The organism is Citrobacter sp. CK195 (assembly GCF_030333365.1).
In the GTDB taxonomy this organism is placed as follows: Bacteria; Pseudomonadota; Gammaproteobacteria; order Enterobacterales; family Enterobacteriaceae; genus Citrobacter_B; species Citrobacter_B koseri.
This window is the reverse complement of sequence record NZ_JAOWGB010000024.1, coordinates 570,788-586,728: the sequence shown is the minus strand read 5'-3', so window position 1 is coordinate 586,728 and position 15,941 is coordinate 570,788. Positions and strand designations below refer to the sequence as shown.

General features: G+C 56.1%; 11 protein-coding genes. 6 read left to right on the top strand and 5 right to left on the bottom strand.

The genetic code is table 11. The features are described 5' to 3' along the window. The first annotated feature begins 23 nt into the window (after positions 1 to 23). Positions 24 to 2,414, top strand: a complete 2,391-nt coding sequence (locus OGX93_RS13845; RefSeq protein WP_071257587.1) for a glucose/quinate/shikimate family membrane-bound PQQ-dependent dehydrogenase — start codon at positions 24 to 26, stop codon at positions 2,412 to 2,414. Between the two features lie 91 nt (positions 2,415 to 2,505). Here the strand turns inward: OGX93_RS13845 and cueO are convergent, their stop codons facing one another. Then, positions 2,506 to 4,056: a multicopper oxidase CueO gene (cueO, locus tag OGX93_RS13840; RefSeq protein WP_286449860.1), complete on the bottom strand. Its 1,551-nt coding sequence runs from the start codon at positions 4,054 to 4,056 to the stop codon at positions 2,506 to 2,508. Between the two features lie 167 nt (positions 4,057 to 4,223). Here cueO and OGX93_RS13835 point away from each other — a divergent pair, with 167 nt between their 5' ends. From OGX93_RS13835 to speD, 3 genes are all read left to right on the top strand, one after another. Then, complete coding sequence (locus OGX93_RS13835; protein WP_012134034.1) at positions 4,224 to 4,571, top strand: YacC family pilotin-like protein; 348 nt, start codon at positions 4,224 to 4,226, stop codon at positions 4,569 to 4,571. A 118-nt stretch (positions 4,572 to 4,689) separates the two neighbouring features. After that, positions 4,690 to 5,556, top strand: coding sequence for a polyamine aminopropyltransferase (gene speE / locus OGX93_RS13830; RefSeq protein ID WP_012134036.1), 867 nt, complete (start codon positions 4,690 to 4,692; stop codon positions 5,554 to 5,556). 15 nt (positions 5,557 to 5,571) lie between these two features. Further along, positions 5,572 to 6,366, top strand: a complete 795-nt coding sequence (gene speD, locus OGX93_RS13825; protein ID WP_012134037.1) for an adenosylmethionine decarboxylase — start codon at positions 5,572 to 5,574, stop codon at positions 6,364 to 6,366. Between the two features lie 33 nt (positions 6,367 to 6,399). Here the strand turns inward: speD and yacL are convergent, their stop codons facing one another. Further along, a complete protein-coding gene (gene yacL, locus OGX93_RS13820; protein ID WP_286449861.1) occupies positions 6,400 to 6,762 on the bottom strand; it encodes a protein YacL in 363 nt (120 codons plus the stop codon). 176 nt (positions 6,763 to 6,938) lie between these two features. Further along, entirely contained in the window at positions 6,939 to 9,536 is a 2,598-nt protein-coding gene (acnB, locus tag OGX93_RS13815; RefSeq protein WP_047458888.1) for a bifunctional aconitate hydratase 2/2-methylisocitrate dehydratase, read from the bottom strand. 400 nt (positions 9,537 to 9,936) lie between these two features. On the opposite strand from acnB, the gene OGX93_RS13810 reads away from it, so the two are divergent. Both OGX93_RS13810 and OGX93_RS13805 read left to right on the top strand, forming a co-directional pair. After that, positions 9,937 to 11,478: a DUF3300 domain-containing protein gene (locus OGX93_RS13810; protein ID WP_286449862.1), complete on the top strand. Its 1,542-nt coding sequence runs from the start codon at positions 9,937 to 9,939 to the stop codon at positions 11,476 to 11,478. 12 nt (positions 11,479 to 11,490) lie between these two features. Then, complete coding sequence (locus OGX93_RS13805) at positions 11,491 to 12,282, top strand: DUF2950 family protein (protein WP_153258779.1); 792 nt, start codon at positions 11,491 to 11,493, stop codon at positions 12,280 to 12,282. Between the two features lie 125 nt (positions 12,283 to 12,407). Here the strand turns inward: OGX93_RS13805 and lpdA are convergent, their stop codons facing one another. After that, a complete protein-coding gene (lpdA, locus tag OGX93_RS13800) occupies positions 12,408 to 13,832 on the bottom strand; it encodes a dihydrolipoyl dehydrogenase (RefSeq protein ID WP_047463778.1) in 1,425 nt (474 codons plus the stop codon). Between the two features lie 203 nt (positions 13,833 to 14,035). Next, the gene (aceF, locus tag OGX93_RS13795; RefSeq protein ID WP_286449863.1) at positions 14,036 to 15,928 is read right to left on the bottom strand and encodes a pyruvate dehydrogenase complex dihydrolipoyllysine-residue acetyltransferase; all 1,893 of its coding nucleotides are present in this window, start codon (positions 15,926 to 15,928) and stop codon (positions 14,036 to 14,038) included. Positions 15,929 to 15,941 lie beyond the last annotated feature (13 nt).

Genomic DNA, 15,941 nt, shown 5'->3' with positions numbered 1-15,941 from the left:
ACAAATTGAGATGGTATCTTTTTATGGCAAATAACAACGCAAAAGCGCCACGGCTTCTCGTGACGCTGACAGCCCTCTTCGCTGCACTCTGCGGGCTGTATCTGCTGATCGGCGGCGGCTGGCTGGTCGCCATCGGCGGCTCCTGGTACTACCCAATTGCGGGCATCGTCATGCTTGGCGTCGCCGGGCTATTATGGCGCAGCAAGCGTTCCGCGCTGTGGCTGTATGCCGCCCTGCTCCTCGCCACCATGATCTGGGGCGTGTGGGAAGTCGGCTTCGACTTCTGGGCGCTGACCCCGCGTAGCGACATTCTGGTCTTCTTCGGCATCTGGCTGATTTTACCGTTTGTCTGGCATCGCCTGAGCGTCCCTTCCAGCGGCGCTGTCAGCGCACTGGTGGTTGCCCTGCTGATAAGCGGCGGCATCCTCACCTGGGCTGGCTTCAACGACCCGCAAGAGATCAACGGTACGCTAAGCGCGGACGCGGTGCCTGCCGAACCGATCTCTCCGGTTGCGGACCAGGACTGGCCTGCCTATGGCCGCAATCAGGAAGGGCAGCGCTACTCTCCGCTGAAGCAGATCACGGCTGATAACGTCCACAACCTGAAAGAGGCGTGGGTGTTCCGTACCGGCGATCTGAAGCAGCCGAACGATCCGGGTGAAATCACCAACGAAGTGACCCCGATTAAAGTCGGCGATACGCTGTATCTGTGTACCGCCCACCAGCGTCTGTTCGCGCTGGACGCGGCGAGCGGGAAAGAGAAGTGGCATTTCGACCCGCAGCTCAATACCGATCCCAGCTTCCAGCATGTTACCTGCCGTGGCGTCTCCTATCATGAAGCCACGGCCGATAACGCCTCGCCGGATGTCGTTTCAGACTGCCCGCGCCGCATTATTCTGCCGGTGAACGATGGCCGTATTTTCGCCCTCAACGCGGACAACGGCAAGCTGTGCGAATCCTTTGCCAACAACGGCATTCTGAACCTGCAAACCAATATGCCGGTCACTACGCCGGGCATGTATGAACCCACATCACCGCCGGTCGTGACCGACAAGGTGATCGTCATTGCAGGCGCCGTCACCGATAACTTCTCTACCCGCGAGCCGTCCGGGGTTATTCGCGGCTTTGACGTGAACAGCGGTAAATTGCTATGGGCATTCGATCCCGGTGCGAAAGACCCGAACGCGATCCCGTCGGATGAGCACCACTTCACACCAAACTCGCCAAACTCCTGGGCGCCAGCCGCGTATGACGCGAAGCTGGATCTGGTCTATCTGCCGATGGGCGTCACCACCCCGGATATCTGGGGCGGCAACCGTACGCCAGAGCAGGAGCGCTATGCCAGCTCGATCCTGGCGCTCAATGCAACGACCGGTAAACTGGCCTGGAGCTATCAGACCGTTCATCACGATCTGTGGGATATGGATATGCCGTCCCAGCCGACGCTGGCGGATATCACCGTGAAAGGGCAAACCGTTCCGGTCATCTACGCCCCGGCAAAAACCGGTAATATTTTCGTGCTGGACCGTCGCAATGGTCAGCTTGTGGTGCCTGCCCCGGAAAAACCGGTGCCGCAGGGCGCGGCCAAAGGGGATTACGTCACCAAAACGCAGCCGTTCTCTGATTTGAGCTTCCGTCCGACGAAAGACCTGACCGGTGCGGATATGTGGGGCGCCACCATGTTCGATCAGCTGGTGTGCCGCGTGATGTTCCATCAGATGCGTTATGAAGGGATCTTTACCCCGCCATCAGAAAAAGGCACGCTGGTCTTCCCGGGCAACCTCGGTATGTTCGAATGGGGCGGCATTTCCGTCGATCCGAACCGTCAGGTGGCGATTGCCAACCCGATGGCGCTGCCGTTTGTCTCTAAACTGATCCCACGCGGCCCAGGTAATCCGATGGAGCCGCCGGAAGATGCCAAAGGCACCGGTTCGGAATCGGGTATTCAGCCGCAGTATGGCGTACCGTATGGCGTGACGCTGAATCCGTTCCTGTCGCCGTTTGGTCTGCCGTGTAAACAGCCTGCCTGGGGTTACATCTCCGCGCTGGATCTGAAAACCAACGAAGTTGTCTGGAAAAAACGTATTGGTACGCCGCAGGACAGCATGCCGTTCCCGATGCCGTTTAAGGTGCCGTTCAATATGGGAATGCCAATGCTGGGCGGCCCAATCTCTACCGCTGGCAACGTGCTGTTTATTGCCGCGACCGCAGATAACTACCTGCGCGCTTACAACATGAGCAATGGTGAAAAACTGTGGGAAGGCCGTCTGCCCGCAGGCGGTCAGGCAACGCCGATGACGTATGAAGTCAACGGTAAGCAGTACGTCGTGATTTCCGCCGGGGGTCACGGTTCGTTCGGGACGAAGATGGGCGACTATATTGTCGCGTACGCTCTGCCTGACGACGCGCAGTAACGTTTATGCCGGATGGCGGCTTCGCCTTATCCGGCCTACAGGATGCTCATTTTACTGTAGGCCGGATAAGCACCAGCGCCATCCGGCATGTTTATACCGTAAAGCCAAGCATCATGCCTGTATCTTCATGCTCCAGCAGATGGCAGTGCGCCATGTAAGCATGTTCTTGCGATGCCTCGTGATCAAACTTCACCAGCACCTCGCTGATCCCGCCTTCAACCCTCACCGTATCCTTCCAGCCTGCGCGATGCGCCGCCGGAGCGCTGCCGTTTTCCGACAGGATGCGGAACTGCGTACCATGAATATGGAACGGATGCAGCATCATGTCGCCTTCGCCGGAAATAACCCAGCGCTCATACTGCCCTTTGGCGGCGGCAAACATCGATGTCGTCATATCAAACGCCTGGCCGTTGATCTTATTGGCATTGTGGAAATCGAACTTCCCGCCGTGGTTCATATGTCCACCACTACCGTGATTCATATGCCCCATCATCTGCCCATGATCCATTCCCGCCATCGCCCGATCGCCATACTTTTGCATCAGCATCTGCATACCCATCATGTCGAGCATCGGGTCCATCGACAGTTGCAGTTTTCGCTGCGTCAGGCCATCAAGAGAAGGCAATGCAGGCATCGTGGTCAGCGTATCCGGCAAGGTGCCGGAGGCCGTGACCGCCAGCGGCTGAATATGCATAACCGGGTGCGGTTTATCAAACGGCGCGATCGTCATCCCCATCTGGCTGACGGGCAGCGTCATCAACTCAAACGCTTTGCCGTCGCTGATGTCGATAAGCACTTCGAAACGCTCCCCCATTAATATGGGCAGTGCGTTTACCTTCACCGGCTCCGCCAGCAGGCCGCCATCGCTGGCGATAACATACAGCGGGCGGTTGTCGCTGGTGGCGATGTTCAATGAACGCGCGTTGCAGCCATTCAGCAGGCGCAGACGCAGCCAGCCTTTTGGCGCAGCATGTTGCGGATAAATCGCCCCGTTGGTCAGCAGCGTGTCGCCAAACCACCCGACGGCGGCGGTCATCATATCCAGCTGATAATTGATTTGTCCGTCAGGGGAAAACTGTTTGTCCTGAATAATCACCGGCACATCGTCTATCCCCCACTGTTTCGGCAGGAGCAGTTTGCCAATGTCTTCATCTTCAATCAGTACCAGGCCCGCCAGTCCCATCGCCACCTGACGACCGGTTTTCCCATGCTGATGAGGGTGGAACCAGCAGGTTGCCGCACGCTGTTCAGGCGTGAAGGTGACGGAGCGCTTGCCGCCCGCCGCAATCACCCCCTGCGGGCCGCCGTCCACCTCGCCGGGAACTTCCAGCCCATGCCAGTGCAGCGTCGTCTCCTCGGCAAGCTGGTTATGAATATCCACGGTAATACGCTGACCTTTGCGCAGCTTAAGCGCCGGCCCGAGTAGCGTGCCGTTGTAGCCCCAGGTCGTTGCCGTTTTACCCGCGAAGGTCGACTGTCCGGCTTTGACAATCAGCGAAATGTGATTGCGCGCGTCGGCGGTTAAAAGATCGGGAATGGGTAACGCGGGACGTTCCGCAGCAAACACGGCGCGGCTCCACAACGGCAGTGCCGATGCGACCCCAAGCGCCACAGAATATTTTAAGAAATCACGACGTTGCATAATCACTTCCTTATTTTCAACCGGCGGGAAGCAGTCTGACCTTTGAGCATAGACCCTCCCCTTACGGGAAGGTCAAGTCACAGACGCCCGTCGGATACAATAATAAATGTCGTCGCCTCGCCCGCAGTGTGCTAACGTTTAATTTCCGTGATGCAGTGGTAGAAGCAATGAAGACGTTTTTCAGAACAGTGTTGTTCGGCAGCCTGATGGCCGTATGCGCAAACAGCTATGCGCTCAGTGAATCTGAAGCCGAAGATATGGCAGATTTAACGGCGGTGTTCGTCTTTCTGAAAAATGACTGCGGCTACCAGAATCTCCCGAACGGTCAGATTCGTCGCGCACTGGTCTTTTTTGCCCAGCAAAACCAGTGGGACCTCAGCAATTACGACTCCTTCGACATGAAATCCCTCGGTGAAGACAGCTACCGCGATCTGAGCGGCATCGGTATTCCCGTCGCCAAAAAATGCAAAGCGCTGGCGCGCGATTCCCTGAGTTTGCTGGCCTACGTAAAATAACTCGCGTTATACCCAACGGATACCTTATTGCTGAAATAATGACCGTGCATCATCGGTCATTGTTAGCTATTATGTTGCGCCCATTTTTTACGGGTGTTAACAATGGAGGTATCAGCCAATGGCCGAAAATACGAAGTGGCATGAAACGCTACACGACCAGTTTGGTCAGTACTTTGCCGTGGACAACGTGCTGTATCACGAGAAAACCGATCACCAGGATCTGATTATTTTCGAGAACGCCGCGTTTGGCCGCGTAATGGCGCTGGACGGCGTGGTGCAAACCACCGAGCGCGATGAGTTTATCTATCACGAGATGATGACCCACGTTCCGCTGCTGGCGCACGGCCACGCGAAACATGTGCTGATCATCGGCGGCGGCGACGGCGCAATGCTGCGTGAAGTGACACGGCATAAAAATGTCGAAACCATCACGATGGTGGAGATCGACGCAGGCGTGGTCTCTTTCTGCCGTCAGTATCTGCCGAATCACAACGCAGGCAGCTATGACGATCCGCGTTTTAATCTTGTGATCGACGATGGCGTTAACTTCGTGAATCAGACCAGCCAGACCTTTGATGTGATCATCTCCGACTGTACCGATCCGATCGGCCCCGGCGAGAGTCTGTTCACCTCAACCTTCTATGAAGGTTGCAAGCGCTGTCTGAATCCTGGCGGGATCTTTGTCGCACAGAACGGCGTCTGCTTCCTGCAACAGGATGAAGCCATTGACAGCCACCGCAAGCTCAGCCATTACTTTGGCGATGTCAGCTTCTACCAGGCAGCCATTCCGACCTACTACGGCGGCATTATGACCTTCGCATGGGCGACGGACAATGACGCGCTGCGCCACCTGTCGACCGAGATTATTCAGGCGCGTTTCCATACCTCCGGCCTGAAATGCCGTTACTACAATCCGTCTGTTCACACGGCAGCTTTTGCCTTACCTCAGTATTTGCAAGACGCGCTCGCAACACCGTCGTCCTAAGGAGAAGATAAGAAATTGAAAAAACTGAAACTGCATGGCTTTAATAATCTGACCAAAAGTCTGAGTTTTTGTATTTACGATATCTGCTATGCCAAAACCGCAGAAGAGCGCGATGGTTACATTGCCTATATCGATGAACTCTATAACGCCAATCGCCTGACGGAAATTCTGTCAGAGACGTGCTCCATCATCGGCGCGAATATCCTGAATATCGCCCGCCAGGATTATGAACCCCAGGGCGCCAGCGTCACTATTCTGGTAAGCGAAGAGCCGGTCGACCCGCAGCTTATCGACAAAACAGAGCATCCCGGCCCGCTGCCCGAGGCCGTCGTCGCCCATCTGGATAAGAGCCATATCTGCGTGCATACCTACCCGGAAAGCCACCCGGAAGGCGGATTGTGCACCTTCCGCGCCGACATTGAAGTTTCGACCTGCGGCGTGATTTCCCCGCTGAAGGCACTGAATTACCTGATCCACCAGTTAGAGTCCGATATCGTCACCATCGACTACCGCGTGCGTGGGTTTACCCGCGACGTCAACGGCATGAAACACTTTATCGATCATGAGATTAACTCCATTCAGAACTTTATGTCCGACGACATGAAGTCGCTGTATGACATGGTGGATGTGAACGTGTATCAGGAAAATATCTTCCATACCAAGATGCTGCTTAAAGAGTTCGATCTTAAGCACTACATGTTCCACACTAAACCGGAAGATCTGACGGAAACCGAGCGCAAAGAGATTACCGCTGCGCTGTGGAAAGAGATGCGCGAGATTTACTACGGCCGCAATATCCCTGCGGTATAAGCGTAACGGCGGAGCACGGAGGCTCCACCGTATTTAGCGTTGTTGAATGAAATGACGGTAAGCCGCAACAACCTGAAGAAAGTCCTCCACGCCGCAGAACGATAAGCTCTCTTCGTCGTAGTAGTTCATCCCCTCTTCCATTTCGTCGCCGGTAAACTCCAGTTGATTAGCGCGAACCATCACCTCTTCGCCATCCATCCAGAGCGTATATTCATGTCCCGCCCGTTGCCAGGAACGCTCACTGCCCTTTAGCGCACGCGCCGCTTGTTCCACTTCATCAAGCAAGGCCAGGTTCTCTTTCACTTCTTCGTTAAACCAGTGCCCCACCACCTCGTGGCCCATGGACATTCGCACTTTTACCACTCCGGTAATATCGCGCAGAAATTCGTAATCCATAATGTGTTCCTCTGCTCCCGGCAATGCGCCATTACCGCATTGCGCCCATGCTGTAATTATCGCAGCACAACGGAAGAAAAAAAGCGGAACGGGCGGAAGGAATAGAAATAAAAATGCCCGGTGACGCAAGGTTCACCGGGCATTGATGCGTTTTTACGCAGAACAGGTCGGAGCCGTTACACCGCGGTCTGGAAAATCACGCCGTCGGCTTTCTCGGTGTACTGGGAAAGCTGATCGAAGTTCAGATAACGGTAGGTATCCACGGCGGTTTTATCCACCTGCGCAACGTAGGTCTGGTACTCTTCCGGCGTCGGCAGTTTGCCGATCAGCGCCGCAACCGCCGCCAGTTCCGCAGAAGCCAGATAGACGTTCGCCCCGGTTCCCAGACGGTTCGGGAAGTTACGGGTTGAGGTAGAAACAACCGTCGCCCCGTCAGCCACACGCGCCTGATTCCCCATGCACAGTGAACAGCCTGGAATTTCAATCCGCGCGCCGCTCTTACCAAAGACGCTATAGTAGCCCTCTTCGGTCAACTGCGCGGCATCCATACGGGTTGGCGGCGCCACCCACAGGCGGGTCGGCAGCTGGCCTTTGTGCGCATCCAGCAGTTTACCTGCCGCACGGAAGTGACCGATGTTGGTCATACAGGAACCGATAAAGACTTCGTCAATCTTCTCACCCTGCACATCAGACAGCAGACGCGCATCGTCAGGATCGTTCGGCGCGCAGAGGATCGGCTCTTTGATATCAGCCAGATCGATCTCGATCACCGCCGCATAATCGGCATCCGCATCCGCTTCCAGCAACTGCGGGTCCGCCAGCCATTTTTCCATGCCCTGAATACGGCGCTCCAGGGTGCGGCGATCGCCGTAACCTTCCGCGATCATCCACTTCAGCAGAACAATGTTGGAGTTCAGGTACTCGATGATCGGCTCTTTGTTGAGCTTAATGGTACAGCCTGCCGCAGAACGCTCCGCAGAGGCATCGGTCAGCTCAAACGCCTGTTCCACTTTCAGGTCCGGCAGCCCTTCGATTTCCAGAATACGGCCAGAGAAGATGTTTTTCTTACCTTTCTTCTCAACGGTCAGCAGACCCTGTTTGATCGCGTACAGTGGGATCGCGTGTACCAGATCGCGCAGGGTGATACCCGGCTGCATTTTGCCTTTAAAGCGCACCAGCACTGATTCCGGCATATCCAGCGGCATGACGCCGGTCGCCGCCGCAAATGCCACCAGGCCAGAACCCGCCGGGAAGGAGATGCCAATCGGGAAACGGGTATGGGAGTCGCCGCCGGTACCAACGGTATCCGGCAGCAGCATACGGTTCAGCCAGGAGTGAATTACGCCATCGCCCGGACGCAGAGAGACGCCGCCACGGTTCATGATGAAATCCGGCAGCGTGTGGTGCGTAGTTACGTCAACCGGTTTCGGATACGCCGCGGTATGGCAGAAAGACTGCATCACCAGGTCAGACGAGAAGCCCAGGCACGCCAGGTCTTTCAGTTCGTCACGGGTCATTGGGCCAGTGGTATCCTGAGAGCCTACGGAGGTCATTTTTGGTTCGCAGTAAGCGCCCGGACGGATACCGGCAACGCCGCAGGCGCGGCCCACCATCTTCTGCGCCAGCGAGTAGCCGCGAGCGCTTTCCGCCACGTCTTTCGCCTGACGGAACACATCGCTGTGCGGCAGACCCAGCGCTTCGCGCGCTTTGGTGGTCAGGCCGCGACCGATGATCAGCGGAATACGACCGCCCGCGCGCACTTCGTCGATCAGCACGTCGGTTTTCAGTTCAAAGCTCGCCAGCAGTTCGCCGGTTTCGTGATGGCGGACTTCACCTTTGTACGGGTAAACGTCAATCACATCGCCCATGTTCAGGTTATTCACGTCCACTTCAATGGGCAGCGCGCCCGCATCTTCCATCGTGTTAAAGAAGATAGGCGCAATTTTGCCGCCAAGACACAGACCGCCGCCGCGTTTGTTCGGCACATTCGGGATGTCATCGCCCATGAACCACAACACGGAGTTGGTAGCGGATTTACGCGAAGAACCGGTGCCGACAACGTCGCCCACGTAGGCTAACGGATAGCCTTTTTGCTGCAACGCTTCGATCTGTTTGATCGGCCCCACCACGCCAGGCTGATCCGGCTCAATGCCTTCACGGGCGTTTTTCAGCATCGCCAGCGCGTGCAGCGGAATGTCCGGGCGGGACCAGGCATCTGGCGCCGGAGAGAGGTCGTCGGTGTTGGTTTCACCGGTCACTTTAAAGACGGTAACGGTGATTTTTTCAGCCAGAGCAGGACGGTTCAGGAACCATTCGGCATCGGCCCAGGACTGCATCACCTGCTTCGCGTATTCGTTGCCCGCTTTGGCTTTTTCTTCAACGTCATAGAAGTTGTCGAACATCAGCAGGGTATGGGACAGCGCTTTGGCGGCAATCGGCGCCAGTTTGGCATCGTCCAGCGCGTCGATCAACGGATGAATGTTGTAACCACCCTGCATGGTGCCCAGCAGTTCAATGGCTTTTTCTGGAGTAACCAGCGGGGAGGTGGTGTCGCCTTTCGCGACGGCAGCGAGAAAGCCCGCTTTTACATAGGCGGCTTCATCGACGCCAGGGGGAACGCGGTTGATTAACAGGTCTAACAGGAATTCTTCTTCGCCCACAGGCGGGGTCTTCAGCAGCTCGACAAGTGCGGCCATTTGGGTTGCATCTAAGGGTTTGGGCACAATCCCAAGGGCGGCACGCTCAGCTACGTGCTTACGGTATTCTTCTAGCACGACGGTTCTCCTCGCTCTCATTGTCATAGTGCGGCGCTTTTGTATATGGGCGATTCTCTTCACGCTCCTGTGAGACAGCAGTTTGTAGGGTAAATGCCCGATACCGCAACGGGCAGAATAGCAGGATTTTAGTGGGGTGTTAATCTGTTTACAAAAAAGCAACATAAAAAAGTGGCTGAATCGTTACGCATGGTCTATTGCCCTTCGCCTTTTCAGGAAAGAGACATTTTCCCCTGCAACGTTTGCTCACATTATTTCGAACGCTAATCATCACCTGACGGTAGCGATCCCAATATTAGTCAAAAATTAAACTCCCGCCGCCCTATACTCACGCAACACCGCACCCGCTGGCGGCAGGCATAATGACCATGACGATTCTTCAGGAATCGGGAGAGATAAAATGACGTTGCCCTTTAAGCCCCATGTAATTGCGCTGGTATGCAGCGCAGGGTTATTTGCCGCTTCGGGTGTGTTGTATGTAAAAAGCCGCACGCCCGAAGCCCCGCTTCAACCCGCGCCCGTCGCCGTGCAGCCGCAGCCGACCGCCGCCGCGGAACCTGAAGCAAAAGCCGCGTTTACCGCAGCGCAAATCGATCAATGGGTCGCCCCGATAGCGCTCTACCCTGACTCGCTGCTTTCTCAGGTGCTGATGGCCGCCACCTATCCGGCGAACGTGGTTCAGGCAGTGCAGTGGTCGCATGACAACCCAACCCTGCAAGGCGATGCGGCAATACAGGCCGTCTCCGGTCAGCCCTGGGACCCGAGCGTGAAATCACTGGTGGCGTTTCCCCAGTTGATGGCGCTGATGGGCGAAAACCCAACGTGGGTGCAAAACCTTGGTGACGCTTTTCTGGCCCAGCCGCAGGACGTCATGGACGCGGTGCAACGGTTGCGTTTACTGGCGCAGCAAACCGGCTCGCTGAAATCCACGCCGCAGCAAACGGTCAGCAGCACGCCGAAGCAGAGCGCCGCCGCTAACGTACAGAGCACGACGCCGACGGTGATCAAAATTGAGCCCGCCGATCCACAGGTCGTCTATGTTCCCAACTATAATCCCGCGACCGTTTACGGCGCCTGGCCGAACACCGCTTACCCGCCCGTGTATCTACCGCCGCCTCCCGGACAGCAATTCGCCGACAGTTTCGTGAAAGGCTTTGGTTATAGCCTCGGCGTCGCCACCACCTACGCGTTGTTCAGCAGCATCGACTGGGACGACGATCATCATCACCACGACGATGACCATCACCACCACGATGATAACGACCATCACGGCGGCAATGGCTACCAGCACAACGGGGATAACATCAATATCAATGTGAATAACTTCAATCACATTACCGGGCAAAATCTCAAAGGGCAGACAATGGCCTGGCAGCACAACCCGGCGTATCGCAACGGCGTGCCCTATCAGAACAACGCGGTGTCCCAACGTTTTCATCAAACCGATGTCAGCGGCGGGTTAAGCGCCACTCAACAGACGCCAGCCTCCCGCGACAGCCAGCGTCAGGCGGCGATGGCGCAATTCCAGCAGCACAGCCACGCGTCTCCCGCCACGCGAACCCAACCGCCTGCCACGACGTCCCGCGATGCCCAGCGCAAAGCGGCCTCGCAGCAGCTAAACCAGATTGCCCAGCGGAATAACTATCGCGGCTACGACACCCGGCAAGACAGCGTTCACAGGGAGTCGGTTCAGTCACATTCACTGTCACAGCAGCAACGGGAGACCGTTCACCAGCGCGTCGCATCCGCCACGCCGCAGCAGCGTCAGACCTTCCGGCAGAACCATGCCAATGTGTTCAGCGGTAACGACAGCCGTTCGCCCTCCTGGCAATCTCAGCAGCAGCGCGGCCAGCAGAGTCGTCACGTCGGCAATCTCAATACTGAACAGCGTGCCGCTGCGCGTGAACACCTTTCCGAGCGCCATGAATTTCGCCGTCGTTAACCGGAGTCGATGATGAAAAAAATCCTGTTAAGCACCCTGCTGCTGTCGCTGCCGTTGTTGAGCTACGCGCAACAACGCTTCCCTTCGCCTGACGACGCGGCAACGGCGTTCGCGACCGCAGTCGCCACGCAAAACGAGGCGCAGTTGACCGCGCTATTGGGCGACAACTGGCGACAGTTTCTGCCGCAGGAAGGCGCCGATCCCGAAGCCGTTGCCCGCTTTAACCGCGACTGGAAAATCAGCCACCGTATCGTGCAGCAAGGCGATACCGCGCACCTGAACGTCGGGCGCGACGGGTGGCAACTGCCTGTACCGATGATGAAAGATGCTGATGGCTGGCATTTTGATATGGCGGCCGCTCAGGACGAGATCCTCACCCGCGCCATCGGCCGCAATGAACTGTCGGCGATAGAAGCGATGCGCGCCTATGTGGATGCCCAATACGATTACTGGCAACGCAAACAGAGGTTCGCGACAAAACTCATCAGTAGCAAAGGTCAGCAGGATGGACTGTACTGGCCGGCACAACCCGGCGAGATGCCCAGCCCGTTAGGCCCGGCATTCAGTCCTTCGGCACCCGGTGAGGGTTATCACGGCTACCATTTCCGCATTATTCCCGATAGCGAAAAGGACGGTTTCGCCCTACTGGCCTGGCCGGTAATTTGGGGGAAGACGGGCGTCATGAGCTTTATGGTGAATCAGGACGATAAGGTGTATCAGGCGAACCTGGGAAGAGAGACGGAGAAGAACGTCGCGAAAATCAATAAATTCAATGCCGATGCCCACTGGCAGACCGTTGAGTAAAAGCGGTTATCAAAGATTAAAGGCCGGATAAGGCGTTGATGCCGCCATCCGGCAAAACCCGGGGCAGGATTTGCCCCAATAAAAAAGCGGCCGCTAAGCCGCTTTTTCTTTATCCACTCAGAAGATTATTTCTTCTTCGCTTTCGGGTTCGGCAGGTCGGTGATGCTGCCTTCGAACACTTCGGCTGCCAGGCCAACGGACTCGTGCAGAGTCGGGTGAGCGTGGATAGTCAGCGCGATGTCTTCAGCATCACAGCCCATCTCGATCGCCAGACCGATTTCGCCCAGCAGCTCGCCGCCGTTGGTGCCGACAATCGCACCACCGATAACACGGTGAGATTCTTTGTCGAAAATCAGCTTGGTCATACCGTCTGCGCAGTCAGAAGCGATAGCACGGCCAGATGCAGCCCACGGGAAGGTGGCGGTTTCGTAGCTGATGCCTTTCTCTTTCGCTTCTTTCTCCGTCAGACCTACCCATGCAACTTCTGGCTCAGTGTAAGCGATGGACGGAATAACTTTCGGATCGAAGTAGTGTTTCTTACCAGCGATAACTTCAGCGGCAACGTGACCTTCGTGAACACCCTTGTGCGCCAGCATCGGCTGACCGACGATATCGCCGATAGCAAAGATGTGCGGTACGTTAGTGCGCAGCTGTTTGTCTACGCGGATGAAGCCACGGTCGTCAACTTCTACGCCAGCCTTGCCAGCATCGAGGTTTTTACCGTTCGGCACACGGCCGATAGCCACCAGCACCGCATCGTAACGCTGTGCTTCTGCTGGTGCTTTTTTGCCTTCCATAGAAACGTAAATACCGTCTTCTTTCGCTTCAACGGCAGTCACTTTGGTTTCCAGCATCAGGTTGAATTTCTTGCCGATGCGTTTAGTGAAGACCTTAACGATGTCTTTGTCTGCCGCCGGGATAACCTGGTCGAACATTTCAACCACGTCGATCTCTGAACCCAGCGCATGGTACACCGTACCCATTTCCAGACCGATGATACCGCCGCCCATAACCAGCAGACGTTTCGGTACGGATTTCAGTTCCAGTGCGTCGGTGGAGTCCCAGACGCGCGGATCTTCGTGCGGAATAAACGGCAGTTGGATCGGACGGGAACCTGCTGCAATAATCGCGTTGTCGAAGTTGATCACGGTTTTGCCGTTCTCGCCTTCCACTTCCAGGGTGTTGGCCCCGGTGAATTTACCCAGACCGTTTACCACTTTCACTTTACGGCCTTTCGCCATACCAGCCAGACCGCCGGTCAGCTGAGTGATAACTTTCTCTTTCCAGGTACGAATTTTGTCGATATCGGTTTTCGGCTCGCCAAAAACGATACCGTGTTCAGCCAGTGCTTTGGCTTCTTCGATAACTTTTGCTACGTGCAGAAGAGCTTTAGAAGGGATACAGCCGACGTTCAGACAAACACCGCCAAGGGTGTTGTAACGTTCTACGATTACGGTTTCCAGACCTAAATCAGCGCAACGGAAGGCAGCAGAGTAACCTGCCGGGCCTGCCCCAAGTACCACGACCTGAGTTTTGATTTCAGTACTCATCTATGACCTCTTAATTTATTCCCGGCGATCCCTGGTCTTGTCGCCCATCATCCACCGGGTCGTTCTATCCGCCCGTATTTTACAAAATTGTTAACAATTTTGAAACAACAAACGGCAACCGATTTGTCTTTCGCACGATAACCTCACTCACTTCATGAGATTACCAGAAAAAAGCCGGCCGTCAGGCCGACTTTTTTGCTTGCTTACATCACCAGACGGCGAATGTCAGACAGCGTGTTGTTGATGATGGTGATAAAGCGAGCACCATCAGCACCGTCAATCACGCGGTGGTCGAAGGAGAGAGAAATCGGCATCATCAGACGCGGAGTAAACTCTTTACCATTCCACACCGGTTCCATTGCGGACTTAGAAACGCCGAGGATAGCCACTTCCGGCGCGTTCACAATCGGCGCGAAGTGGGTGGTGCCCAGGCCGCCGATGCTGGAGATAGTAAAGCAACCGCCCTGCATTTCGCCAGCGGTCAGCTTACCATCACGCGCTTTCTTAGAGATGGTCGTCAGTTCACGGGACAGCTCAGTAATGCTCTTCTTGTTCACATCTTTGAACACCGGAACAACCAGACCGTTCGGCGTGTCGACCGCGACACCAATGTTGATGTACTTCTTCAACGTCAGGCGCTGACCGTCTTCAGACAGAGAGCTGTTGAAGCGCGGCATCTGTTCCAGAGCAGCGGCAACGGCTTTCATGATGAAGACCACTGGCGTGAATTTCACGTCCAGCTTACGTTTTTCAGCTTCCGCATTCTGCTGCTTACGGAACGCTTCCAGATCGGTGATATCCGTTTTGTCGAAGTGCGTAACGTGCGGGATCATCACCCAGTTACGGCTCAGGTTAGCACCAGAGATTTTCTGGATGCGGCCCAGTTCAACTTCTTCCACTTCACCAAACTTGCTGAAGTCCACTTTCGGCCACGGCAGCAGACCTGGCAGAGAACCGCCGGTTGCGCCCGCTGGCGCGGATTCAGCGCGCTTGATAGCGTCTTTCACGTAAGCCTGAACGTCTTCGCGCAGGATACGACCTTTACGGCCAGTACCCTTCACTTTCGCCAGGTTAACGCCGAACTCGCGCGCCAGGCGGCGAATCAGCGGGGTCGCGTGAACGTAAGCGTCATTTTCAGCAAACTCAGATTTGCCTTCCGCTTTTGCCGCAGGCGCAGCAGCCGGTTTAGCGGCCTGAGCAGGTGCAGCGGCAGGTGCCGGAGCAGCAGCAGCCGGAGCCGCGGCAGGGGCAGCGCCTTCCACTTCGAAGACCATAATCAGAGAGCCGGTAGACACTTTGTCGCCAACGTTAACTTTCAGCTCTTTAACCACGCCCGCGAACGGCGCCGGCACTTCCATAGAGGCTTTGTCGCCTTCTACGGTGATCAGCGACTGTTCGGCTTCAACTTTATCGCCGACTTTAACCATCACTTCGGTGACTTCAACTTCGTCGCCGCCGATGTCCGGTACGTTAACGTCTTTCGCGCCAGCCGCTGCTGCCGGAGCCGCCGCTGCTGGTGCTGCCGCCTGAGCTGGCGCAGCAGCAGGCGCAGCGCCCGCCACTTCGAAGACCATGATCAGAGAGCCGGTAGACACTTTATCGCCAGCGTTGACTTTGATCTCTTTAACCGTACCCGCGAACGGCGCCGGCACTTCCATAGAGGCTTTGTCGCCTTCTACGGTGATCAGCGACTGCTCAGCCGCAACGGTGTCGCCCACTTTCACCAGGATCTCGGTGACTTCAACTTCGTCGCCGCCGATATCCGGTACGTGTACGTCTTTCGCTGCCGCAGCAGCAGGAGCGGCTGCCGGAGCGGCTTCTTTCTTCTCTTCTGCCGGAGCAGGCGCAGCGTCAGCTGCACCGTCGGCGGAATCGAAAATCATGATAAGTGCGCCCGTCGCGGTTTTGTCGCCAACAGAGATTTTAATCTCTTTAACGACGCCCGCCTGCGGCGATGGAACTTCCATAGAGGCCTTGTCGCCTTCTACGGTGATCAGCGACTGTTCAGCTTCAACTTTGTCGCCCACTTTGACCAGGATCTCGGTGATTTCAACTTCATCAGCCCCGATGTCCGGTACGTTGATTTCGATAGCCATTATTCTTTTACCT

Coding starts and splice junctions, on each gene's coding strand:
- OGX93_RS13845 (WP_071257587.1), top strand. CDS start 24: ATGGCAAATAACAACGCAAAAGCGCCACGGCTTCTCGTGACGCTGACA.
- aceF (WP_286449863.1), bottom strand. CDS start 15,928: ATGGCTATCGAAATCAACGTACCGGACATCGGGGCTGATGAAGTTGAA.
- OGX93_RS13805 (WP_153258779.1), top strand. CDS start 11,491: ATGAAAAAAATCCTGTTAAGCACCCTGCTGCTGTCGCTGCCGTTGTTG.
- OGX93_RS13835 (WP_012134034.1), top strand. CDS start 4,224: ATGAAGACGTTTTTCAGAACAGTGTTGTTCGGCAGCCTGATGGCCGTA.
- lpdA (WP_047463778.1), bottom strand. CDS start 13,832: ATGAGTACTGAAATCAAAACTCAGGTCGTGGTACTTGGGGCAGGCCCG.
- OGX93_RS13810 (WP_286449862.1), top strand. CDS start 9,937: ATGACGTTGCCCTTTAAGCCCCATGTAATTGCGCTGGTATGCAGCGCA.
- speE (WP_012134036.1), top strand. CDS start 4,690: ATGGCCGAAAATACGAAGTGGCATGAAACGCTACACGACCAGTTTGGT.
- cueO (WP_286449860.1), bottom strand. CDS start 4,056: ATGCAACGTCGTGATTTCTTAAAATATTCTGTGGCGCTTGGGGTCGCA.
- yacL (WP_286449861.1), bottom strand. CDS start 6,762: ATGGATTACGAATTTCTGCGCGATATTACCGGAGTGGTAAAAGTGCGA.